This window comes from Candidatus Leptovillus gracilis, assembly GCA_016716065.1.
Lineage (GTDB): Bacteria > Chloroflexota > Anaerolineae > Promineifilales > Promineifilaceae > Leptovillus > Leptovillus gracilis.
Genome location: JADJXA010000003.1, coordinates 474,392 through 498,892 on the forward strand (window position 1 = coordinate 474,392; position 24,501 = coordinate 498,892).

Genomic DNA, 24,501 nt, shown 5'->3' on the forward strand with positions numbered 1-24,501 from the left:
TGTTCGTTGCTTTTCAGCAACGAACAACCTGCCTGACTAACTTACTGATTCATTTCCGCCGCGGCGTCGGCCAGAATTTGATTGGCGAACTCTTCCAGTTGCGCGGAGTAGTCCTCGAATTTGTAACGGCCGTCGTTGGCAAAGTTGAACATAAACCATATATTCACATCCAGGTCTTCGCCGACGTCAATGCCGGGCTTGCCTTCAAAGCGTGCATTGATGTAACCTGGCACAATCTTTGCCAGTGATTCGATCATGCTGTTGTCCAGGTTGTCCAGGGCCGCCAGAATGCCCGGTTTGTCCACAAACTGCTTGTACAGTTCCAGGGAGGCGTCGTCCAGGGCCACTGGCATCTTGGGCGCGGAATCCATGGCTGCGGCCAGTTCCGCTTCTTTGGCGTAGGCGGCGGAAGAAAAGGTCATCCATTTGGCAAAGTTGTACGCTTCTTCCAGATTGGCGGCCGTCTGGGAGACTACAATCACGTCGGCGACCAACGCCTGGTTGCCGCCGGGAATGCCGATGAAGTCCCAGTCGAAGGTGGCGTTTTGCACGTAGTTGGGTACAGACCAGGAGGCGTCCCAACGCATCCCTACTTCCTGGTTCAGGAACAGTTCCCATGGGCCTGTGGCTGTGAAGTTGGTTAGCTGCTCTTCAGACAGCCCTTGCCAGGTGTATTGCTGCATTTCGCCCGCTTTGGCGACGGCCTCTTTGAAGGCAGCCGAGTTGTAATTCATCTTTTCGCCGTCAAAGCTGAACCATTTCAGGTTGGGGTCCTGGGTGTTGGCGTACCAACCCATCACAAATTCCATCTCGTCCAGGCCGAGTACGCCCTGAGGGATGTTGCTGAGGGAGGTAACGGCCGTTTCAAACTCTTCCACCGAGAAGCCATACGCCGGGGCATCCAGGTTGGCCGCTTCGTACAAGTCGTTGTTGACAAAGTACCCCATCACAAATTGGGCGGCCGGCAAGCCAAGCACCTGCCCGGAGTAGGTGAAGGCGTCCTTTAACACCTGCGGCACGTTGGCCCAATCGGCGTCGTTTTCTACAAAGGGAGTCAGGTCGGCCAGCCAGCCATTTTGCACATACAGAGGCACATTGTTCGCCATAAACACGTCTGGCAGCTCCCCTTTGGCGGCGTAAGAGGTCAGCACAGCGTCCCAACCACCTTCGGCCGACATATCCACAAACTCCACCGTGACGTGGGGATTGGCCTCACTGTAAGCCTGCACCATCTGGCGCTGGATGTTGTTTTCTTCTTCCGTGCCCAGGTTCCAGTTGGCGTACCGCAGCGTCACCGGTTCCATCTCGGCGGTGGCGGGTTCTTCAGCCGCCGGTTCTTCAGTCGGCGCGGGTTCTTCAGCGGCAGGTTCTTCCGTGGGCGCAGGTTCTTCCGCCGCCGGTTCTGCGACAACTTCTTCTTGCGCCGGCGCGTCAGCCATCGGTTCTTCGGTAGTGGTAGTGGTGGCGGTGCCGCCACAGGCCGCCAGGGCCGCCAGCAATAAAACAAGCAATAAAAAGCGAATGGTCATACTCTTCATGTCTTAATCTCCTCAAGATTGTTCATTGACTTGTTAATAAAATGCGTTGCGTTTCACCCTCTTTCGATAGACGCCTCCTTTTTAGGATTTCACCACGGAGGCACGGAGAACACGGAGATGGTATCAGTTTAATCTCTATGTTCCTTCGGTTGTACTCAGGACAAGCCTTTGTGTCTCCGTGGTAAGCAGTTACTCCGTTTCTTTTGCCCGACCCATAATGATTGCGACGTGATGGGTTTGCCCATCGCCAAAAACGGGGATGAGATTGTTGGTCTGGGGCTGCCCATCAACCAGGATAGAGCGAATACCTCGGCTTATCTGTTCCGGGTTGTGGACTTCAATCTGATACCAGGCCCCGCGAAATTTGCGGCTGACCTGGTAGCCGGGCCAGTGGGCAGGGATAGACGGCTCGACCAGCAACCCATCCGCTTGCGGCCGGATACCCAAAATCCAATGCGTGGCCATGCGATGCAGCCATTGGGACGAACCGGTGTACCATGTCCAACCACCACGGCCGTAATACTCAGAAAGCGGCCCATCAATATTACCCGGCGTGACATAGGGTTCGGCCTTGTACGTCTCAATGTCGGCGCTGCGATTCGGCGGGCAGATGCGGCGATACGCTTCGTAGGCCAGGTCGGGCTGCCCAATCAGCGTATAGGCCCATACAGACCAGGTGGCGGCGTGGGTATAAACGCCGCCATTCTCCCGTAAACCCGGCGCATAGCGCGTTACGTAGCCTACATCTGGCCGGGGTTTGGTAAAAGCGGGATAGTTGAGCAGCGTGCCATGCTCCCACAGCAAATACTTCGTCACCGAGGCCATCGCCGTCTGAGCGCGATCCGCGTCAGCAATGCCGCTGATGACGGCCCAGTTGTTGGGCATCAAAAATATCTGTCCCTCGTCATTCTCTTTTGATCCCAACAGCAGCCCCTCGTCGGTTGTGGCCTGCAAATACCACTCGCCATCCCAGCCGTGCGTATTGAGGGCCAGTTGGAGGTTATCACGGACGACTTCGCACTTCTGGGCAAAGCGTTCGTCGCCTCGCTTTCGCGCCACCGGGGCGAAACTGCCCAGGATCATGTAGAGGAATTCGGCTACCCAGAAGCTCTCGCCTTTCAGCAGCGTGCCGACGGCGCTCAGACCATCATTCCAATCGTGGTCGCCCATCAACGGAATGCCGCGTGGCGAAAAGCGGGCGAAAGAGCGTTCGATGGCGCGCTTGCAATGGTCGTACAGAGGTTCGGCCGGCCCGTTCAGATAAGGCACTGCTTCATCCAGGATAGCGAAATCGGCGGTCTCTTTCAGATAGGCGTCGAGGATAAAGGGCAGCCACAACAAATCGTCGGAGCAGTTGGTGCGCGGGCCGCCGCCGCGAATGGAAAACCACCAGTGCAGCACATCCCCTTCGATAAATTGCTGGGCGGCATGGCGCAATAGCTGCTGGCGGGCATAGTCTGGTTCACCAACCAGGAAAATTTGGCTGTCCTGCAATTGGTCGCGAAAACCATAGCCGGCGGAAACCTGGTAGAGCGCCGATTTCCCCCATAAGCGGCAGGAGATAGACTGGTATTTCAGCCAGTAGTTGGTCATGAAGTTGAGGGCTTCGTCGGGGGTTGTCACCTTTTCGCCATCCAAAAAGCGTGACCAGAGGGCGTGGACTTCTTGCAAGGCGTGGGCGCTTTTTTCGACGGTGGTGTAACGGCCGTGCAGCTCCGCCACAGCCTCGCGCCCATCTTCCGCTACCCCCAACGTGAACACGATGGTTTTGCTCGCCCCCGGTTCCAGGCTGACAGCAACCTGCAAGGCGGCAATGGCATCGGTGAATCGGCCGCTGCGGCCGGCGAGACGGCCGTTAACCATCGCCTGCGGTTTGTCATCGTTGCTGTACAGGCCGATAAACGACTCCTTATCACAATCAAACGACTGCAACGGTTCGCTGACGGCCATAAACGCGGTGTAGGGCCAATCCACGTTGTTGTGCCGCCCCTTGTCATCGGGGAAACCCCAGAGGCACTTGCGGGCATAGACAGCCCCGGCCGACTCGTCGGCCCATGTTTCGATGAACAGCTTATGAAACTCGCGGTGTTCGTCGGGCGCAAAGCCCAACGCCCATTCCGCGTAGGAGGTGATGTCCAACTCGCGCGTTTCGGCGCTGTGATTGGTCAGTTGCAGCCGCCACACTTCCACCGGGTCAACGGCCGTCACAAACACTGTCAATTCGCTGGCAATCTCTTCAACTTCCTGGCTAAATCGGGAATAGCCAATGCCATGCGCGACGGCAAAAGATTGATACGGCCGCATCACCGGTTTGTAGGTAGCCGACCAAAACACCCCCCGCTGCCGGTCACGGATGTAGAAATATTTGCCCCAATTGTCCTTGATCAGGTCTTGAAATGAGCGGGTGATACGATTTTGCCCAGCATTGCCGCGCCAACTATAACCGGAACCATTCTGCGAAATCAGCAGACTATAATCGCCATTGCTGATGATGTTGCCCCACGGCCGTGGCGTATAGGGCGTGGTGATGACGTACTCTTTGCCATCGTCGGCAAAATATCCATAAGTACTTTCAAATTTCTTGTTCATGGCTGCGCAGCGAGCATCGATCTTTGCCAACGCCTTTTATCTATATAGTCCCTCTGACATTGGACCACTGAGGGCAAAAGTCTTACTCTGTGCCTCCCTGTGATGAATGGGGTTACAAAGCCTCTATTTGGGTATCTACGAGCCTTGTTAGCTTAGTGAAACGTTTCACTTTGAGTCAAAAAAAAGTTCACGCAAGTTAATCTATTTTTTACTGCAGGCAATCCTTAAAGAGAAAATTATCATGACTCTTTTTATTTGTCAAGGTGGCGGTGCGTTGGTGCCGCTGTTCTCAATTTAGAATTAAAGCGGCGATGTCAGATGGGACGTCATCTTTCTCAAGCGATTTGACCATAAACAGCCAGAGCGATTCCCAGTCAGGAAAAATAGGCTAGCGACACAATGCAAGTAGGTCATTGAAAAATGTCACTCGCGTACGCAACGGTATCACCACAGTAAACCGTGGTTGAACGTTAAAAACGGCAAAATTGGCAAAAATGCTGCTTAAATGTGCCAACACAGTCATGGTTTTAGCGAAATCGGCGGTACAAATGCCGGGTTGCCGGTTGTGTCAACGGGAACAATACCCTGTTAAAAGCCAGCAGAATTCGCTGCCATCCAGGAATCACTAATAAAGAACGCTGTTGTTCGACAGCCTTGATAATTTGGGCGGCAGCTTGGGCCGGATAGACATCCAGCCGCCGATACAAACCCGGCTGCTTATTTGCAGGATGGCGAATTGACTCGCCAAACTGAGTGTCACGCAGCGCCCCCAAGACAACAAGCAGGCTGAAATGACCTTGATGCACCAACTCCATGCCAGCAGCCCGGCTGAAACTATGCAAGGCGGCTTTACTGGCGCTGTATAGGCTCATGCCAGGCAGCGTCAACTCCCCCGCCACCGATCCGATGGTGACAATGCCGGCCGGTTGGTTGGATGGTAGCAAGGGCAGCAGGGCGGCCGTAAGTTCCAGTGGGGCAATCGTATTGACCGCCAACAGCGGCCGTATTTCTTCAGGCGAGAGTTGGTTCAATTTGGAATGGCTGCCTATTCCGGCGCAGTGGATCATTAGATCAATTCTGGTCTCAGTCGCAAAAATTTGTTCGACCAATCGGGAACGGCCGTTCCCATCACCCAAATCGCAGGGAAACAGCCGAGAGCCAGATGTTTGCAACGTTTGTTGCAGGCTGTCTAACCGGGCGGTATCACGCGCAACCAACAACAGACGGCCGCCTTTGGCATCGAGTTGGCTGGCTAAGACTCGTCCCAGCCCTTTAGATGCGCCGGTAAGCAATACTGTCTTGCCGTACAAATTCATCTTTGTTCTTTTCTCCAGTGCAGAACGATATTGTGTCATGCAGGGAATGTTCGATTGAATAGGTTGGTCGCCAGCCCAGTTCGCGCGTTATTTTCTGGGTGCTGTACGCTTTATCCACATGAAACCCCTTAGATTTTTTAAAGCAAGGATTGATGTGCAGCAGGTCCAGTAACCAAACGAAGAAATCGTACAGGTTGAGCAGGAAAGTTGGCACAGGAAATACCGGCGCTTTTTTACCCATGCCTGTAAGCAGCATTTTCATAAAGGGTACCATGCCCATATTTTCTGTGGTGATGAGGTAACGCTCGCCGCTGCGCCCCTTCTCCAGCGCCAGCACAACGGCGGCGGCCACATCGCGCACATCCACAAAACTGTTGAGCGTGGTGATCATAGGGCAGAAAGGAATCCAACGTAAATAGTGAATCGTCTTGGCGATGCGGTGTGAGCCTGGCCCTAAAATGAGGCTGGGATTGAGGATAAGGCCGCGAATATTATCTGCGCTGGCTTGCAAAAGATGTTCCCCACAAAGCTTGCTGTAGCCATAGGGATCTGTAAGTCGCTTCTCTTCCGGCTCTGGGAACATGGTTTCGGTTGAAAGTTGGTTGGGCTGCCGTCCAACTGCGGAGATGGAGCTGATAAACAGGAAAGTTTGGCACTGATGTGCTAATGCGGTTTGCAATAGATTTTCCATGCCAACGATGTTTGAGTGGCGCAAGGCGTCGCTGTCTCCCTGTTTGAAGGAAATCAACCCAGCGCTGTGGACAACTGTGTCCACGCCAGCCAAAGCAGAGGCAAATGATTCGGGCTGCCTTAAATCGCCAGAGATCAGTTTAACTTGTGGGATGGATTCGATATTGAGCAAGGTGCTGCGTGGTTTGAGGTCCAGCACGCGAATTTCGGCCTGGGGATCATGGGTGTGAATGGCCTGGACGATGTATTGCCCCAAAAAGCCGCAGCCGCCGGTTACGAGATAGGTTTGATTTGCCATATGTCAATCTTCTCATTAACCACTTTTCTTAAAAACGAAGCTCTTGTAAACGCGCTCGCCAATCCTGGATGGATGGGGGATGAGTCCACCGCCGGTTACACCAATTAATTGAGAGAAGGGGGTAAACAGTATTTTGGGCACATTCTCTTGTATGAGTTGAATGCGTCGTTCTTTATCGAGTTCTAAGGCCGCAATCACATTGTAGGAAATGTCCGTTTCTTGCAACAAGGCCAAACCTGTGGCTTCTAATTGTTTATGCCATGTATTCAACTCTGTTGAATAGCGCATATCTGTATATAAAAAGTGGCCGTTTGGCTTGAGGATTCTTACAACATGGTCGAAAAAACGTTCTATTTTTGGATAATAAAATGATGCTTCCACGTTGATGACAACATCGAACGAATTGTCAGCAAATTCGAGAGATTCAGCATTACCTCTGATGAATGATAGGCCAGCCACATGTGCATAGTACCGATTGCAAAAATCAACTGCTTTGCTTGAAAAATCTACACCTATAAGTGATTTTGGTTTGAATTGCTGTTTAATGTAGTTTGCACCACCACCACGTCCTGAACTGACTTCCAAAGCCTCTAGTCCATGCCAATTAATGAAGGATGCTAAATGATGGTAGAGTTGGATCTCGTAGCGAAATTTTTCTTCTTGAAGAGGTAACTGGATCGGTTTTAGGTCTTGATTCAAATTGGCGTATCCGTAATTCATAAAAAGAACTTGGTTTTGTTTATCGATTGAAGACACATATTCATAGGTCGTTCGGGTGAGCGTTTGTCTTATTTTTGGCATCCGTCTGTATAAAAACTTACTGATTGTTTTCATTTCTCTCAAACCCTGCACTGCATGAGCAAAAACGGCCGTTACCCTGCAAAAAAAGTGTCCACTCAACTCATTTTGCTGGTTTGATCGACCCAGCATCCTGGTCAGCAAGTATCCTGTAGCCAGTACAGCCCTCTCATGATTTCTAGTGTGAAAAACTATTGAACGTCGAGGGGAATTGAAAAAAGGCCGTTCTCTATAGGAGAACGGCCGTCCCCCCAGAGGACAGAAACAACCCGGATACCTTAAACACTGCCGGCGGCAACGAGCCGATCAGACGGGATGTGACTTCGCGTCCAATCCTCCAACCTTGTTAATGTCATGGGATACCGCTGCAGTAAGGTGCTTGGATCGAAGGTTTGGTCTGTCGTGTCATGCCAGATGCTGGTTTGTATGACCTGGCTGAGACCGGGATTGAAGGGGCTGACCACTGGCGCCATGATCCGCAGCATACCCAGCGGCACATGAGACACTTTTGCCTTACGTCCGGCGAGTTCTTCATACATGACCACGACCTGCATATTGGTAAGATTCTCTGTCCCACCGATTGCTAACATCTCTCCAGATGGGTCTGGGTTAAGCAGCATGAGGACGGCAAAATGAGCCACGTCAGCAGCGGCAACAAAATTGCGTGGATTTTCACCCTTGCCAAACAAAGTCACTTTGCCAGTTTCCAAGATGGGCTGGCCGATAAGTTGGTAAGCATGGGATTCCATGAAGGCCGTGGGGCGCAAAATCGTGCATGGTAAGCCGCTGTTCCGCAAATATTGTTCAATTTTGTATTTGATGCGGAAAAAGTTGGCTGGATGGTCTGGCGCTGCGCCCAACGCAGAGACGTAGACAAAATGATTGACACCGGCGGCTTTAGCCGCGTCGATGAGCCAGCGATGCCCTTGATCATCAATGTATTTCGAGGTTTCTGACCCACTGCCCATAATCGAATGGGCGGAGGCCAACACGACATCAACGCCCTGGCAGGCTCGGATTAGAGAATCCTGGTCGCGTAAATCACCTTGAACCACTTCCGCGCCCAGGGCTTGCAGGGCTTGCGCCTTGAGTGGAGTGCGGGTCATCACGCGCACGGCCGTTTTTTGGGCCAGTAATTTTTCGGTTGTGGCGCTGCCTAGCGCCCCGGTTCCACCAACAATGAGTATCATCATTTGCCTCCCGGAATTGGTCCTGCCTCCTGATATTTATCCTTGTTAAATAGATACCATTTTCAGTGTGCGAAACTGTGTGAGTTGTCTGCGATTTTGTGCGCAGTCAGGCCATATCGAATGAACAAAACGGCCGTTTTTCAGGTACAATGCTCCTATGACAGCCATCACTCAGGCGGAACTGCAAACGGCCGTTCATGCGGCCCTGGTGCAATGGGGCAAACCGGCAGAAAATCAGACGTTACCGCTTTCTACACTACTGCTCGTCCAAAATCAGCTGGCCTCAATTCAAAGCGCCCTGCCATTTGGGCGGCGGTATGCCGTTGACCGTGTCCTTCTGGACAGCATCGAACTCCTGACCGAACAAGACGAAGCCGGCGCAATGGTGCTGCGCAGCCGGTTCCTGGATGGCAAAATCACCCGACAGGTTGCTCAGGAAATGTACGCCAGCGTTGACCAGGTCAATCGCTGGCAGCGCGCCGCCATCGAGTCCTTGACCCAGCTTCTCTACCATCAGGAAACAAAGCTCCGCACAGAATTAATCCAGGCCCTGGAAAGCAGCCTGCCCCCCGCCTCTTACAGCCAATTTTTTGGTTTTAGCCAGATTCGGCAAATCGTTGCGGCCCAGCTCGTGCAGGAAACGGCGCCCTGGATCATTGCCCTGACGGGCATCGGCGGCATTGGCAAGACAAGTCTGGCGGACTCGGTGGTGCGGCAGGTGCTGCCCAGTCTGGCCTTCAAACAAATCTGCTGGCTGCGTGTCGAGCAGCAGCAGTTCAGCGGCGCGGCGCTGCCGCCTGAACGCGCCTATCAGGCCCTATTAGCTGCACTTGCCGCCGCTTTGTGGCCCGGCATGGCTCAGGGTCAACCGGATGCCCACCTGGAAACGCGCTTAAGCCAAAAACTGAAAGCCGAACCCCTTTTGATCATCATTGACAATCTGGAAACAATCGCCCACGTTGATTATTTCGCCGGCAAGCTTCTGGCTTTTGTGGAACCAACCCGCTTTTTACTGACCAGCCGCGCCCGACCGTCCGGCGGAACGGCCGTTTACACCCACTCCTTACACGAACTGCCCTTCCCCGACGCCGAAGCGCTCTTGCGCCACCATGCCCAAATCACCGGTCTGCCAGAACTGGCCGCCGCCGGCCAGGACACCATGCAAGCCATCTACCAGGTCACTGGCGGCAATCCGTTGGCCCTGAAATTGGTGGTCAGCCTGACGGCCGTTTTGCCCCTGCCCCAAATCCTGGCCGATCTCAACAAAAACCGGGCCGGTCCGATTGAAGATTTATACCGCCACATTTACTGGGAAACCTGGCAAACGTTAACACCCGCAGCGCAAACGCTGCTGCTGGCCATGCCTCTGGCGGCCGCTTCCGGCGCCCAACCGGAGCAAATGCTGGCCTTTAGCGGTCTGGATGAAAATGAATTTTGGACGGCCGTGCGCGAATTGACCGCCCGCTCCCTGCTGGAAGTGCAGGGAACCATCCAGGAACGGCGCTACGGCATCCACCGCCTCACAGACACCTTCTTACAAACAGAAATTATCGGCTGGCCCAACCTGATAGAACCATGATGACCCAACCCTCCACCCAATTCACCCAAAGCGTGGCCGCCAACATCAAGTACTGGCAGCAGCGAACCCAGGACCTCACCGACGACACGCTTCCCGCCCTAGACCAGGAGCGGCAAAACCTCTACCGCGCCGCCAAATTTGGCTTGCATGTGCCGGACGCCTGGCACAGCACGACCGAACTGCTTTTGCAAACCTTTGTCTTCGTTGAGCGGCGAGGCTACTGGGGCGAGTGGATTCCGATGCTGGAACAAGCGCTCGAAAGCTGCCCAGATGACAACCCGGCGCTGCGTGGCCGAATTCTTGACCATTTGGGGCTTTTTTACCGCCATAACCGGCAGTTGGAAAAAGCATTTGCCGCCCACCTGGATGAATTGCAGATCGGCTTGATGCTTGAGGACAAATGGCGCGAGGCCCATGCCTGCATCAACCTGGGGGCGGTTTGCCGTCAGATGCGGCGCTTTACTGAAGCAGAAACCTACATCCACCAGGCGCAAAAAGCGTTTCAAGTCATCCACGTCCCGCTCATCAAACATGCGTTTGTGCTGCTTGAACTGGGATTGCTGACCAAAGACAAAGGGCAATGGGCGCTGGCTGAGGAATATCTCAGTTATTCAGTATCCCTGTGGCGTGAAGTGGGCGATCCTGTTTATCTGGCTAACTGTCTCAAATTGTTGGGGGAGGTTTTGGCCGCGCAAGACAAAACAGACGCCGCCTTAGCCGCCTATCATGAAGCCCTGGATTGCCTGGCCCACACCGCAAATCATTTAGACAAAACCAGGGTGCTGAATGAATTGGGTTCGCTGCACCTGAAACGGGCCAATCATTCTGAAGCAGAGCGCCTCTTTTTGGAGGCGAACGCTTCTTTTTTGTGGCAATCGGGGAATCTATTTGATCGGGCGGTGGTGGCCAATAATTTAGGCGCCGTCTACCTGGCCCAAGGGCGATTGGCGGAAGCAGAGCAATTTTTCCACAGCAGCCTGGTATTGTGGAAAGGTTGTGCTGATCCGGTTCATTATGCCAACACATTGGGCGGGTTGGCGGAGGTCAAAACGGCGCAAAATCATTTTGATGAGGCGCAGCAGTTTTATTCACAGGCGCTGGCCTTATTGGCCGGTTTTCCCGATGATGCCTGGGGACAAAAACTACAAAAAGGTTTCAAGGAGGCTGAGAACGCCCTGAAGCAGACGCGGGGAGTGGGTGAAGACAATGCTTTGATGCGTGATGCGTGAGTTACTCTTGTCACGCATCACGCATGAGACCAAAATTCCGCGCAATCTGCGGCTAAACATATTCCAGGATTAGCCTGCGCACCCACAGCCAGACCCTGTGCTGGCGCACTCGGCCATCAAATGGAGGAGTGTGGGCAGACCAAAACAGATGGCAAAGACCGTTGTAACAGACCACAGATGAACAATTCGACGCTTAACTTGTGTTTTTCGGACCTCGAGCATTTCGACACCTCACTTTTGTGTAAGAGAGGCTCATTGAGGACGGCGCGCCCGGACAAAAGGTTGTTTTATCCGCTCATGAGATGCTCAACGGCCGTTTTCCATTCCATTTCCTCTTGCAAGCTGTTCCCGATCGGTTCATGGTTTCAGTGTAGAAAAATTGACGCTTGAGTTACAGAGGGTGCTGCTTAAATCAGCTTCATGCCTTTTATTCTCGACTAAAAGGACAACAAATTCAGGCCATCATGAACCAATTTCGGCAAACGGCTCTACGAATTTAAGTAAGTGTTAAACCGATTTTTAGCAGGTTTTAAAGCGGCGATGTCAGAAAAACGTTGATCTGACACAGCCATCGGATTTCTACAGAAAGATGGGGAGGAAGTCATGACCACCTTTGGCCAGCAGGTGCGCGCATACCGCAAACAGTGCCAGGACTCGCTTCGCGGCGGTACATTGACGCAGGTGCGCCTGGGCGAACTGCTGGGCGATGAACTGGGCAACACCGGTTACTCAGGCGCGGCCGTTTCCGATTGGGAACGAGACCGGAGCAAAATCCACGCCGACGACCGGCTGGTGTTGGTGAGCCTGGTGGCTGTGCTGCATCGCTGCGGCGGCCTGCCGACGCTGGCTGAAGCCAACCAATTCCTGCGCACCGGCAACTACCGCGCCCTGAACGAGCAGGAACAACGCCGGATATTTCCCCAGACAAACCCTGCGCCCGCGCCCATCCTGGCAACAACAGCCCCTCCACCCGCTGCGCCACTCACGCCGGAACGACGCAAGCAGCTCGTTTTGTTAGAAAAAGTGAAACATTTTTGGGTGGAAGGCGTTTTGGAAAAATCGGTGAAAGGGGCGCTGCTGCTGCATCTGCACGGCCGTGCCTACGATGAAGCCATAGACCAGCCCTGGCAGTACGTCATCGGGACTGTGCCGCCGCTGCCGGATGGGGAAGAAACGGCCGTTGCCCCACCCACCCTCTCGGCCCTGTTCCACCAATCCGACCGGGCGCTGCTCATTTTGGGTGAACCCGGCTCCGGCAAAACCACGACGCTCATCAACCTGGCTCAGGAACTCATCGCCCAGGCCGAAAGAGACCCGGAGCAGCCGATTCCCGTCATTTTCAATCTCGTCTCGTGGGCCGAAAAGCGGCAGCCCATCAGCGAATGGGTCGTCGAAGAATTAACCGCCAAATACCAGATTCCCCAAACGCTGGGCTGTGAATGGCTGAATGACGACGCCCTGATTTTGCTTTTAGATGGTCTGGACGAAACGCCGGCAAACCACCGCGCCGCCTGCGTGACCGCGCTCAACCAGTTCCGCCAGCAGCATGGATTGACAGGCATCGTGATCAGCAGCCGCCGCAAAGCCTATGAGGCGCTGGAAACACGCCTACACCTGGGCAGTGCGTACCTCTTGCAGCCGCTCACGACCGCCCAGATCGACGCCTACCTGACGGCGGCCGGTGAACGATTGGGCGGCTTGAAAACGGCCGTTCACCACGACCCCGCCCTGGCAAAAATGGCCCAGACACCGCTCATGCTCCACGTCCTCAGCGTGGCCTACTGGCAAACGAAACTGGTTTCGGGAGACGACGAAAGAATTGGCATAACAGACCTGTTCGATGCTTATGTCCGGGCCATGTTTACCAGGCGCGGCAATAACACAGGCTATTCTCAGGCAGGCGTCGTGCATAGATTAAGCTGGTTGGCGCAGCAAATGGGCACACACAATCAGGCGGTTTTTTTGATTGAGGGGTTGCAGCCAAGTTGGCTGAATACTCAGTGGTGGCAGTTTACCTACATGGCAGGGTCGCGACTGTTTGCGGGGTTGGTTTCCAGTGTGCTCATGTGGCTGTTTTGGCTTATGGTACACATCAACATCTCCCAATTCAGCACGGTCTGGTCGCAGCAAATTGGGCAGGTGGTCCCGGGTCTGGCAGCCGAGACCGATTTATGGCTGATGCTGTTTTTAGGATTGAGCATGGGGCTGGTAACGGCCGTGCTGGACAGCATCTACTACAAACACATTTCAGACCAGGGCTACCCGATCCTAGACAACCAAAAACGACGGTACTGGCGCACGGCCGTTACGGTGACGGTCGTCTGTTTTTTAACAACGCTCTTCGTGGCAATTTATGACATCCTCTTTCTGGCGCTTTCGTTTGGCGTCGTGGCTGGCGTTAATTTTGGTCTGATTACCTATTTTGTTAATGGCAATAATTTGCGTGACGACATTCGCACCGTGGCCGCTCTCGATTGGTCCTGGTCGGGCATGGCGGTGGGTTTGCTTATCGGTCTGGGACTGGCGACGGCCGTAGAACTGGTGGAATTCCTGTTATATGGCTCCACACAAATCCTACATACTTTTTTGTCGTTGGGGCTGGTGTTTCTGCTGCTTGGCGGTTTGCGTGGCCACCGGGTAACGGCTACCAGCAAACCCAATCAGGGTATTCGGCTATCGGCCACCAACGCGCTGATCGCCGGGGGCATTTTAGGCCTGGCAATGACGGTGGTGACGGCCGTTTTGTGGCAAAATCTCACCCTGGGACTGGTCGCCGGAGTATTATCGGCGCTTGTGTCCCTCTTCATGTTTGGCGGCGGCGATGTCGCCAACCACTTCTTTTTGCGCTTTTTGTTATGGCTGACCACCGATCTGCCCGGCGATTTGACAGGGTTTCTGGAATTTTGCGTAAACCGTGTCTTTTTGCACCGTGTTGGCGGCGGCTACATCTTTATCCACCAGGCAATCCAGGAATATTTTACGTGGCAACCGGCAGATCAACCCACCAACAATCAAGATGCCATGTCCTGATGATTAATGGGGGGTCACTTTACAATTTGTCAAATTTAAATTCCCAACACTCGAGTTAAGAATTAGAGAAAATCGTTACTATGAGAATCTATTTTGCCCGACACGGAGAAAGCCAAGCTAATCTTCGACATGAGATTTCTAATCGTGGACTTCAATACGGACTGACGCTCAAGGGGCGTGAACAAGCAAATACGCTAGCGCAGAGTCTGAGGAATCAAGTTATCACGCACATTTATTCCAGTCCCATTTTGCGTGCTATTGAAACCAGTATCATCCTTGCTAACCAGCTAAACTTAGATTATGAGATAGTAGACGCCTTGCGGGAATACGATTGTGGGTTCTTGGAAGGGCATTCTGATGAAGTTAGTTGGCAACGATGGCGCGAGTTATTTGATAGCTGGACGGTTCATAAACAGTGGGAAAAATGTATTGAAGGTGGCGAAACTTTCTTAGCTATCCGGAACCGTTTTGTGCCATTCATTGACAAGTTAATTAGCCAGCTTGGAGGCACTGAAACAAAGATTTTGTGTGTCTCGCATGGAGGAATATATCGGTTAATGTTACCTCTCATATTAAGAAATGTTGATGAGGAAACTGTCAGATTACATGGGATTGACTATACATCTTGCATTGTCTCAGAATTGCGCTCGGAAGGTTTGTTCTGTGTTGAATGGAATGGGATACTCTTTTAATATCCCGCAAAGCCATCTATGAACACGGCAGGCTAACATAGCGTGCACCAGACGCTGGGGATTCTGTGCGATTTTTGGACACCTGTTCACATGAAAGTATATTGCTGGCGAATTGTTTTATCGCTCCACCGGTTGGCCGCCAAGGAGCTGCAAGTTTTTTTAATGGCTTAAACTAAGCGATCATCTAGAAATTACATGGTCCAGATTGGACCAATCTCCAAGATTGGTCCAATCTAAAAAACAGGAAGTTATTCTTAGACGATGACTAAGGGGGCAATCGCTCTCCAAAAAATCAGGTACATCATAGAGAGACAGGAGGCGTCTATAACAGGGAGTGTGCGCGGTTGTTCTTGCGAGCGAGCGGAGGGAGTTGGGGGGTGGTCAACACATATTCTACAACCGTCAGCGCCGAAAGATCATTGAATCAGGCAGGCGGCGGGTCTCCTGGGGGTAACTCAGCACTTTCCCGCTGCCAGACATACCGCTGCAACAGCACACGCACGGTTGCTGTCAGGGGGACGGCCAACATCAGCCCCAATACGCCGCCAATAATGGCCGACCAGAAAAACAGGGAAAGAATGACCGTTACCGGGTGCAAGCCCGTACGATTTCCCATGATTTTGGGGCCGATGTACAGGCTCTCCGCCTGGCTGGCAAGAGCAAAAACCAGGGCTACCAGCAGCACATATCCCCAATCTCCGTTGGATTGTAAATAGGCCAGGGTAACGCCGGGGACAATCGCCATGATTGCGCCCAAATAAGGGATCAAACCGACAAAACCGGCAAACAGACCGATGAGGAGAGCGTATTGCAGGTTGAGGATGATGAGACCCAGCGCGATAATGCCACCGATGGTGAAGCCGATTGTGATCTGACCCCGAAAGTAGGTGACGATGTAGCGGCTGATTTCCCCGACCATAAAGGCCAGTTCGTCCCGAAATTTTGATTGGCGCAGCGGGATATACTCCTGCCACTGCTTGACGATGGTTTCACTGTTTAGCAGAAAATAATAGGTGTATAAAGGCACAAAAATGAAGCCAGCGACGTAGGCGAAGATGGCGATGGCGCTGTTGACGGTTGACAAGAAAAATGAAACAACGGCCGTTGTTACTGTGGGCAAAACCACTCTCATCCGCTCCGCAGCCTCAATAAGCACATCCACCAATGCGGGGTTTTGCCGGAACTGCGCCTGAACCAACAGGTTAAATTGCCTGACCAGCTCCGGCAAATTCGTCGCAAAAGAGAGCAGCGATCTGGCCGTCAAAAAAAAGAGCACCGCCCCCAGGCCAAAGAAAATCGCCAGCACAAGAATAGTCGCGCGGTTGCGATGAAGCGGCAGGTGGGTTGAAGCCAACTCAATGACTGGCTTCAATAAAATAGAGATGATTCCGGCTACGCCCAGGGGAACCAATACACTGGAAAGCAAGCTCATCGCCCGCAGCAGCCCGTAGCCAACAACTACCGCCGCCAAAATCAGGACAAAGAAGGCAGCAATCATGGCGGCCTGCCAAAGCGTTTTTTTCTGTTCTATAGTGGGTATTTTCTGTCCATCAGAATTCATGCAAGTCTCTCTTCTGGCGATTGTTAGTCAGCACGATTTTGCCCCAAAATGTCATACCTTTGTCTCATGAGGTTTGTCCAAAGAAGAAGTTGGCAATCTCGTATGTTGACAGATTGTACACATTTTTTTTGAATTATCTCTCTGCAATCAAACTTCTCTGTTTTTGGAGCGTACAAGTCCCAGACGTGTTAAACTTTCTTGTAATCATCGCTTAAGTCTGCTGCCTTGTCTCAGATAAAGAATATGGCTAACTATATGGGTCTGCTGCTTGATACCAAACTGCGAGCGCCACGCTTGCGCGAAGGGCATGTGACCCGCCCGCGCCTGTTGGCGCAGTTGGATCGCGGTTTGGGGTCGGGTCTTATCCTCATCTCGGCGCCGGCCGGGTATGGCAAAACATCGCTGGCGGTGGATTGGCTGACCCAACGGCCGTTACTAACCACAGCCTGGCTCTCTCTGGATGAATCCGACAATGACCTGGATCTGTTTCTACGATATCTGACAACGGCCGTTCACCACACATTCCCCCAGCAACGGCCGTGCGCCAACACCCAAACATTGCTCAACGCCCTTCAACCACCGCCGCTGGAAACCATCGCCACTACCCTGATCAACGACCTGGCCCACCTGCCCCACCCCCTGCTCTTGATTCTGGACGATTATCATCTGATCACCCATCCGGCCATTCAACAGGTGATGGCGGCGCTGCTCCGGCATCTGCCAGACGCGCTGCAACTGCTGCTGATCACCAGGATAGACCCGGCGCTGCCCCTACTGGCGCGCCGCCGGGCGCAGCAGCATCTGTTGGAAGTTCGCGCCGCCGATTTGCGTTTTGCTTTGGCCGAGACGCGGGCCATTCTCAGCCAGACAACCGGCGCTGAGGTGGATGAGGCCACGGCCGTTTTGCTGGACGAGCAAACCGAAGGTTGGATTATCGGCCTGCAAATGGCCGGGCTTTCCTTGCGCGAGCAGCCAGACCCGGCGGCCTTCGCCCGCGCTTTTCAAGAGCGCCACCGTCGCCTCATCATGGACTTTCTGTTTGATGAGGTGGTGGCCCATCAGCCGCGCGCTGTGTGGGAATTTTTGTTAAAAACGGCCGTTCTCGAACGGTTTTGCGTTTCATTGTGCGACGCGGTGATTGGGCAGAGACCGGCCGGCGCGGAATCACTGCTGCCTCATCTAATCCGCAGCGATCTCTGCCTGGTTTCGTTGGATGAGCAGGAGAAATGGTATCGCTACCATCACCTTTTTCGCGATCTGTTGCTGCGACGGCTGGCTCAGGAATGGGAGCCAGCGGAGATTGCCGCGCTGCATGGCCGGGCTGGTGCGTGGCTGGCCGCACAGGGGTTTACCGAAGAGGCGCTGCGCCATTTGCTGACGGCGGGCGATATGGCAACGGCCGTTACCCTCATCGAAGACCAGCGGCATAACATGCTCAATCAGGGGGAAATGCACCGTCTGAATCGGTGGCTGGGACTGCTGCCGGAGGAGGTGGTGGCACGGCGACCAGCCTTGTTGCAGCTTAAAGCATGGATGCTGCGCTGGCAGGCCAAATTTCAGGCGATTCCCACTTTGCTGCAACAGGCAGAAGCCTTGTTGGCTCAAGAAATGGATAGCGGCGGCGGCGGGAGCATCCATCCCGACATTTTGCGCGGCGAACGAGACGCCTTGCGCGGCGAAATGACCTTCCTCCAAAATGCGTTTGATCACAGCCTGGCTTACACCCAATCCGCGCTAGACCGCCTGCCGCGCCATTACTTTTATGCCCGTGGTCTGGCTACTTTGTTCCAGTTGATGACACAGCACAGCCTGGGAATGACGGAATTGGCCCTACGCCAGTTGAACGCCTGGCTGGATGATGAGCAATTGCAGCATCACACGTTTCGCTTTTTGCTGTTGGTAGCGGCGGGAGGCATTTATGGTTCGGTCGGCGATTTGAAACGTTTGGAGCAAGTGGGCCAGTTCTTGTTGACGTTGGGGCTGGCCGAAGAGAAACCGCTCAGCGTCACCTGGGCGAGTCATTTCTTAGGCCATGCTTATTACCATTGGAACCGCCTGGATGAAGCGTATGCCCACTGGTTGGTCGTGCCAGAATTGCGTTATCAGGCCAATTTCCGCGTCTACCACGAAGCGATGCTGGGCCTCGCCCTGCTGCACCACACGCAGGGCGCTGAGGCGCAGGCGCGGCAGACGTTGGATACGCTGACGCAGGTGCTGCTGGAGATGAACCAGGTTCAATTTGCGCCGGAGGTGGAAGCGTTCCGCGCCCGCCTGGCGCTGCTGCGCGGTGATGTGGGCACGGCCGTACATTGGGCGCAGACCGGCGCGCAGCCGGCGCGGATGCCGCTCTGGTTTTGGGAAGCCAATGAGCTGACCCGCGTGAAGGTGCTGATGACTCAGGGAACGGCCGTTACCCACCAGGAAGCCGCCCATTTGTTAACCACCTGCCAGCACTATGCCGAGGAGACGGCCAACGTCTGGCTGCTCATCCAGATTTGGGCGCTGCGGGCGCTGCTGGCGCAGGCGCAGGGACAATCAGAAGAGGCTCTGACAGCCACAGAACGCGCCGTACAATTGGCTGAACCCGGCGGCTACTTGCGCCTATTTGTGGAATTGGGGGCAGAGATGGCCGCTTTGCTGGCGCAGGTGGCAAAGCGCGGCGTTGCTCCCGCTTACATCGGCCATATTCTGACCGTTTTCCGCGCCAACCAACTGCCGGAACCAGAGGCGCTGACCGGGCGAGAACTGGAAATTTTAGCCCTGTTGCCCCAAGGTTTGTCCGACAAAGAGATCGCCGAACGACTGGTCCTATCGGTGCTGACGGTGAAGAAGCACAACCGCCATATTTACCAAAAGCTGGGTGTAAACGGCCGTCACCAGGCCATCGCCAAAGCGAAAACGCTGAACCTCCTTCCGTAAATACTCCCAATCTACTTCTTTCTACCCTTCCAACCGAGGCCGGTCTTCATTATGATTCAGTTATGGTTCAGCATAAATTGACGATGACCGAAACGGCCGTCTATCGCATCCCTTTCAGGGCGCATTTATAGTTTTGGTATTGAGCAGGTTCTTCAACGCGATTATCTTGCTTTATGCCATGTTGAGCCTATCGAAGCATCCCGTTCAGTTTTAGTGACCAGAGCATGGGGATTCTTCGCTCCGCAGACTCAGCTCAGAATGACATATCGCTGATGGAAGATTTCGGCGGGTAACGGCCGTTACTGCCGCCCAAGTATTAGCTATGACCTGTATTAGGGATATCAATCCGATACCCTAAATACGGGCGAACTCTTAAACAGAGTGGAGGTAAAACTATGCCAGGTAGAGCACGACGAGAACAACGCCAGGAAGAACGAGCAGTCTTTGGCCGGAGGGGGACAGCGACTCGCTACCGGATGCGGCAGAAATTGGTCGCTTTTGGCGATGATTTCTGGATCGAAAATGAGGGCGGCCAGCGCGTTTTTAAGGTAGACGGCAAAATGCTGCGTGTGCGCGACACCCTCTTCTTTGAAGATATGCAAGGGCAGACCCTCTGCAAAATTCAGGAAAAACTGCTGCGGATCAAGGATACAATGACGATTGAAGGGCCAAACGACGAGCGACTGGCAACCGTCAGAAAAGCGCTGATCTCCCCTTTGCGTCACCGTTGGGTGGTGAAAATTGGTGATGGCCCAGACCTGAACGTGCAGGGCAATATCCTAAGCCTTGAATACACCATTGGCGAGGGCGGGAACAAGATCGCCGAAATCTCCAGAAAGTGGTTCCGTATCGCCGACACGTATGGCGTTCAGATTGAACCGGGGCAAAATGATATTGTGATCCTGGCAGTTACCGTAGCTGTTGATATGATGGCGCATGATTAGACGGTGGCAGATTAGGGACTGAAGACTCTGTCTATTCCGGTATCTTTTCAGATGCCTTTGGGATCACATTCAAAACGTACCGTAGTGAAATTAGTAATCGTTCAGGCTCACCAGAGACCTGACAGGTTTTCATACCATAACACTCCATTTTGAACGAGTGGCAAGCCTGTCAGGTCTGGACGCTCACGTGAATACTCCCTTGAAAATGGGAGCGCGGACGTCCCGTCCGCCCCGGCAGGCGAGACGCCTGCGCTCCCAGGGTTTTCATTCGTGGTGGTGGGTGCAGCCCACTCATGATGTCTCCTGTGAAAATGGGAGCGCGGACGTCCCGTCCGCCCCGGCAGGCGAGACGCCTGCGCTCCCAGGGTTTTCATTCGTGGTGGTGGGTGCAGCCCACTCATGATGTCTCCTTTGCAAATTCGATATGCAGCCCGTATATCTGTATAATCAGGTTGGCTTCCTGGAGTTTGTGTCAGGTTTTGGTTTACGGGCAACATCAAACCCCTGAATTCCTGAAGACCATCATTTTAGGAGAGAAAACATGTCTACAAGTGCAATGTCGTTTAAAACCAATCAGTCGCCCTGGTGGCTCATTCTGATTGGCGGTGTGTTGAATATTATTGTTGGGGTGTTGTTGTTGACCTCGCCGGTCAAGACCGTCTTTGTGCTGGTCCTGGCTTTGGGCTATTACTGGCTCTTCACCGGCATCCTCGGCCTGGTGGCGATGTTTCTGGACACAACGGCCTGGGGCTGGAAGTTGTTCAGCAGCCTGCTCAGTATCGCCGCTGGTATCATTATCCTGCGTTACCCGTTGATCAATGTTCTGATCATCCCGGTTATCCTGATACTGTTCCTGGGGATTCAGAGCCTTGTCGTGGGCATCATCGGCCTGATCCTGGCCCTGCGCGGTGGTGGTTGGGGAGCCGCCATCTTCAGCGGCCTGAGCATCGTGTTTGGCCTGATCCTCATTTTCAACTACACCTCACCAACGCTCATCTTGTCGCTGGTCTGGGCGGCGGCCATTTTCGCCGTGGTTGGCGGCATCTCTCAGAGCATCATGGCGTTCCAACAACGCCCCGCCTGACCATAGCCGGATTTTTTTGATTGGACCGATGGCGTGGTATCTGTATTCGGTAATCCGTATTCAGTAACCCGTAGAATCCGTATCCTGTATTCCGTAGGGCGTTAGCTCTGGCAAATGCCGACGGAAGACGGGATACGGATTTCGGTTTACGGCGGCCAGATTGGTCCAGGCAAAAAGTCTCACCACTCCATCAACTGCCAGATTTCCGCCCGCCACATCTCCTGTTCGCGCCCGATGTCGGCATAAATAATGGCTGACTGGCGGATTTGCGCCTGGGCGGCGGCTTCGTCGCCGGCCTGATGCAGCACGTCGGCCAGATTGCTGCGTAACGCTGCCTCGTGGTGGCGGTCGCCGAGGCGCTGGCAGAGGATCAGCGCCTGTTCCAGGTTTTCCCGGGCGGCGGTCAACTGCCCGGCGGCCATCAGCGTCAGCGCCAGGTTATTGCCGGCGGCGATCTGAATGTCTAAACGGCCGTTCTCTTCAGCCAATCGGCGGCTTTGTTCCAGCAGGGTCACGGCCGTTTCCAATTCTCCCCGGCTGCGCGCCAGCACCCCCAAGATATTGTCGGCCAGGGCCAACGCCGGCGTGTTGTTGGCGGTTTCGGCCAGGGTCCGCGCCTGCTGCGCCCAGGCCAGCGCCGCTTGTGGCTGCTTCTGGCGGTGGGCTACCAGACTGCGGTCAATGAGCAGACGCGCCGCGCCCGCCGGATCGCTGGTCTCGTCCAGATGGGATTGGGCCTGCGTCAGCGTAAGAGCGGCCAACGACCATTCTCCCTGCCGCTGATACACCTGCGCCAACTGCTGTTCCAGGCTGCTCAGAACGGCCGTTGGCGCCAGAGCAGCGGCCGTTTCAAAGCTGGACAGGGCGTCAGGGTAAGCTCCCAGGCGCATGGACAATTCGCCGCAGGCCGCGTGCAGCCGCCAGGCATTTTCTGCTCCCAGCGCCAGCGCCGAACGGTAGTAGTGGATGGCGTCTTGATGGGCAAAGAGGGCGCGCGCCTGGTCGCCGGCCTGCACAAAATAGGCCGCCGCTTCTTCATCCTTACCCGCCAGCCGGTAATGGGCGGCAATTTGGGGCGGCAGCAGCGTGTTCGCGGGCTGCCGCCGGGCTGATTCGGCCAGAGTCTCTGCCAGCCGCCGGTGCAGCAGCCGCCGCCGCGCCAACCCCATCGCCTCATAGGCCAGGGCGCGCAGCTTTTCGTGGCTGAAATCGTAGACGGCCTGCATGGAGGCTGCCGGGGTCGTTTGTTCCACCAGAATTCCCCGCGCCACCAGATTTTCCAGGGCGGCTACCGTTTCTTCTTCGCTGCGTCCGCTGGCCGTTTGCGCCAATTCAGAGGCAAAGGCGTGGCCGATGGCGGCGGCCGTCTGCAGAAGCTGCCGCCCGGTTTCATCTACCTGCGCCAGACGGCTCAGAAGCAGCTCGCGTACTGCGCTGGGAATGGGCCAGGGTTGGTCGGCGTCGGCCGCCGCCAGGGCGCGGAGATATTCCACCACAAAATAGGGCAGCCCGTTTGTTTCCTGGTACAGCCGCTGCGGCAGGTTGGCGGGCAGAGAAACGGCCGTTACCAGTTCGGCTACTTGCGGCAGCGTGAGGCGGGCAAGCTGGGTGCGTTCAGCGACGGCAGCCCGGTGCAGAGCGGCGGCCATTTGCGCCAGGGAGTGGCTGCCCGGCAGCTCTTCGCTGCGCCAGCAAAGCAAGATGAGGATGGGCCGTTCTTTCCAGCGCCGCAGCAGGTAAAGCAGCAGTTCTAAGGAGGCAGAATCAAGCCAGTGAACATCATCCAGCCAGAAAACGCCAGGGGCAGAACCGTGCAGCAGCGCCGCTATCGTCTGTCCGAGGCCATCGTAGAAGCGATTTTGCGCGCCCGGCGTCTCTGGCACGGCGGCCAACGGCGCAGCCAGAGGCGAGGTCAGTTCTGGTAACAGCCGGGCGGCTTCGGCCAAATGGTAAGGCGGCGTCATCGCCAATCGTTCCGTCCCCCCCGGTTGGGACAAGGCGTCGCGCAGGGATTGGACAATGGGGGCATAGGCCAGGTTGTTTTCGCCTTCATAACAACGGGCGGTCAGAGTCAATGCGCCGTGGCTTTGCGCCCAGGCGACAAAATCTTCGGCTAACCGGGTTTTGCCGATGCCCACTTCACCGATAATTGCCAATAAACGGCCGTCTGGTCCTACATCGCCATAGACCTGCTGCATACGGGCCAGTTCTGCCCCACGCCCTACCAGCGGCAGCGGCGAAGAGGTGAAGGGGTGAAGGGGTGAAGGGGTGACAGGACCATTCGCTGTCACCTCGTCACCCGGCCACCTTGTCACCTCCTCACCCGGCTGCTTTGTCACCCGTTCATTCTGGATGGCGTGGTAGAGGGCGGTGGTTTCGGGCAGGGGGGGCACGCCTAATTCCTCATCGAGGATGCGCACGCAATCGCGGTACTGTTGCAGGGCGTCGGCGTGACGGCCGTTGGCGGCGAGGGCCTGCATCAGTTGGCGGTGGGCGTCTTCGTGCAGCGGGTCTAGTTGGCACCAGCGGCGGGCATGGGCCACGGCCGTTTCGCCGCCGGATCGTTGGGTGAGTCGGGCTAACGCCTGGGCCAGGTCGCGGCGCAAGGTTTCCTGCTGCATCCGCTGCCAATCGTCAAAGGGCAGGCTGTCGCGCAGGCTAAAGCCGGTCAGGAAATCGTCGCGATAGAGGGAAACGGCCGTTGCCAGATCATCCTGCGCCAGGCAGCGCTGAAAAACGGACACGTCGCACCACACCTGGTCCAGATTCAACCCGATTTGTTCGCGGGTGGCGGAGAGGGCATTGGGGCCAACGGCCGTTTTCAGGGCGGAGAGGGTGCGGCGCAGGGCGGCTTTGGCCCGGCTCTCGTCGAAGTCGGGCCAGAGGAAAGCAGCCAACCAGTCGCGGGACGGCCGTTCGCCGCTCAGCGCCAGGTAGGCCAGCAGAGCCGTCGCTTTGCGAGTGTCCGGTTCCAGAATCTGGTCGTCTCGTTCGATGCGGGGTGGGCCAAGCAGCAGCAGGCGCAACGGTTTCATGGGGCCATT

The 24,501-nt window shown here is 54.9% G+C and carries 15 protein-coding genes; 7 read left to right on the forward strand and 8 right to left on the reverse strand.

Translation table 11 applies throughout. The annotated features are described in order from the left end of the window. Positions 1-41: 41 nt before the first annotated feature. The 6 genes from IPM39_10970 to IPM39_10995 form a co-directional block, all read right to left on the reverse strand. Positions 42-1,538 carry an ABC transporter substrate-binding protein gene (locus IPM39_10970; GenBank protein ID MBK8986585.1) on the reverse strand — a complete coding sequence of 499 codons (1,497 nt, stop codon included), beginning with the start codon at positions 1,536-1,538 and terminating at the stop codon, positions 42-44. A gap of 189 nt (positions 1,539-1,727) precedes the next feature. Next, positions 1,728-4,127, reverse strand: coding sequence for a glycosyl transferase family 36 (locus IPM39_10975; GenBank protein MBK8986586.1), 2,400 nt, complete (start codon positions 4,125-4,127; stop codon positions 1,728-1,730). A gap of 527 nt (positions 4,128-4,654) precedes the next feature. Further along, positions 4,655-5,443, reverse strand: coding sequence for an SDR family NAD(P)-dependent oxidoreductase (locus tag IPM39_10980; protein ID MBK8986587.1), 789 nt, complete (start codon positions 5,441-5,443; stop codon positions 4,655-4,657). Next, positions 5,400-6,431, reverse strand: a complete 1,032-nt coding sequence (locus tag IPM39_10985; GenBank protein ID MBK8986588.1) for an NAD-dependent epimerase/dehydratase family protein — start codon at positions 6,429-6,431, stop codon at positions 5,400-5,402. Before IPM39_10985 ends, IPM39_10980 begins: the two co-directional genes overlap by 44 nt. Before the next feature lie 15 nt (positions 6,432-6,446). Next, the gene (locus tag IPM39_10990) at positions 6,447-7,265 is read right to left on the reverse strand and encodes a class I SAM-dependent methyltransferase (protein MBK8986589.1); all 819 of its coding nucleotides are present in this window, start codon (positions 7,263-7,265) and stop codon (positions 6,447-6,449) included. 242 nt (positions 7,266-7,507) lie between these two features. Next, the gene (locus IPM39_10995; protein ID MBK8986590.1) at positions 7,508-8,422 is read right to left on the reverse strand and encodes an SDR family oxidoreductase; all 915 of its coding nucleotides are present in this window, start codon (positions 8,420-8,422) and stop codon (positions 7,508-7,510) included. A 154-nt stretch (positions 8,423-8,576) separates the two neighbouring features. On the opposite strand from IPM39_10995, the gene IPM39_11000 reads away from it, so the two are divergent. The 4 genes from IPM39_11000 to IPM39_11015 all read left to right on the forward strand — a co-directional run bounded on the left by IPM39_11000 (position 8,577) and on the right by IPM39_11015 (position 14,949). Further along, the gene (locus tag IPM39_11000; GenBank protein MBK8986591.1) at positions 8,577-9,998 is read left to right on the forward strand and encodes a hypothetical protein; all 1,422 of its coding nucleotides are present in this window, start codon (positions 8,577-8,579) and stop codon (positions 9,996-9,998) included. After that, positions 9,995-11,227, forward strand: coding sequence for a tetratricopeptide repeat protein (locus IPM39_11005; GenBank protein ID MBK8986592.1), 1,233 nt, complete (start codon positions 9,995-9,997; stop codon positions 11,225-11,227). Before IPM39_11000 ends, IPM39_11005 begins: the two co-directional genes overlap by 4 nt. 603 nt (positions 11,228-11,830) lie before the next feature. Continuing rightward, on the forward strand, positions 11,831-14,257 hold the full coding sequence (locus tag IPM39_11010) for an NACHT domain-containing protein (GenBank protein ID MBK8986593.1): 2,427 nt from the start codon (positions 11,831-11,833) through the stop codon (positions 14,255-14,257). 80 nt (positions 14,258-14,337) lie between these two features. Next, complete coding sequence (locus IPM39_11015; GenBank protein ID MBK8986594.1) at positions 14,338-14,949, forward strand: histidine phosphatase family protein; 612 nt, start codon at positions 14,338-14,340, stop codon at positions 14,947-14,949. Positions 14,950-15,373: 424 nt separating this feature from the next. On the opposite strand, the gene IPM39_11020 is transcribed toward IPM39_11015, so the two are convergent. After that, entirely contained in the window at positions 15,374-16,510 is a 1,137-nt protein-coding gene (locus IPM39_11020; GenBank protein MBK8986595.1) for an AI-2E family transporter, read from the reverse strand. 243 nt (positions 16,511-16,753) lie between these two features. Between IPM39_11020 and IPM39_11025 the strand changes: the two genes are divergently transcribed. The 3 genes from IPM39_11025 to IPM39_11035 all read left to right on the forward strand — a co-directional run bounded on the left by IPM39_11025 (position 16,754) and on the right by IPM39_11035 (position 21,457). Beyond that, positions 16,754-19,429 (forward strand): hypothetical protein, encoded by a 2,676-nt coding sequence (locus IPM39_11025; GenBank protein ID MBK8986596.1) that lies wholly within the window; start codon positions 16,754-16,756, stop codon positions 19,427-19,429. A gap of 395 nt (positions 19,430-19,824) precedes the next feature. Then, positions 19,825-20,373, forward strand: coding sequence for an LURP-one-related family protein (locus IPM39_11030; GenBank protein MBK8986597.1), 549 nt, complete (start codon positions 19,825-19,827; stop codon positions 20,371-20,373). 541 nt (positions 20,374-20,914) lie between these two features. Next, on the forward strand, positions 20,915-21,457 hold the full coding sequence (locus tag IPM39_11035) for a DUF308 domain-containing protein (GenBank protein MBK8986598.1): 543 nt from the start codon (positions 20,915-20,917) through the stop codon (positions 21,455-21,457). 179 nt (positions 21,458-21,636) lie between these two features. On the opposite strand, the gene IPM39_11040 is transcribed toward IPM39_11035, so the two are convergent. Beyond that, positions 21,637-24,492: an AAA family ATPase gene (locus IPM39_11040; protein MBK8986599.1), complete on the reverse strand. Its 2,856-nt coding sequence runs from the start codon at positions 24,490-24,492 to the stop codon at positions 21,637-21,639. Between the last annotated feature and the right edge of the window lie 9 nt (positions 24,493-24,501).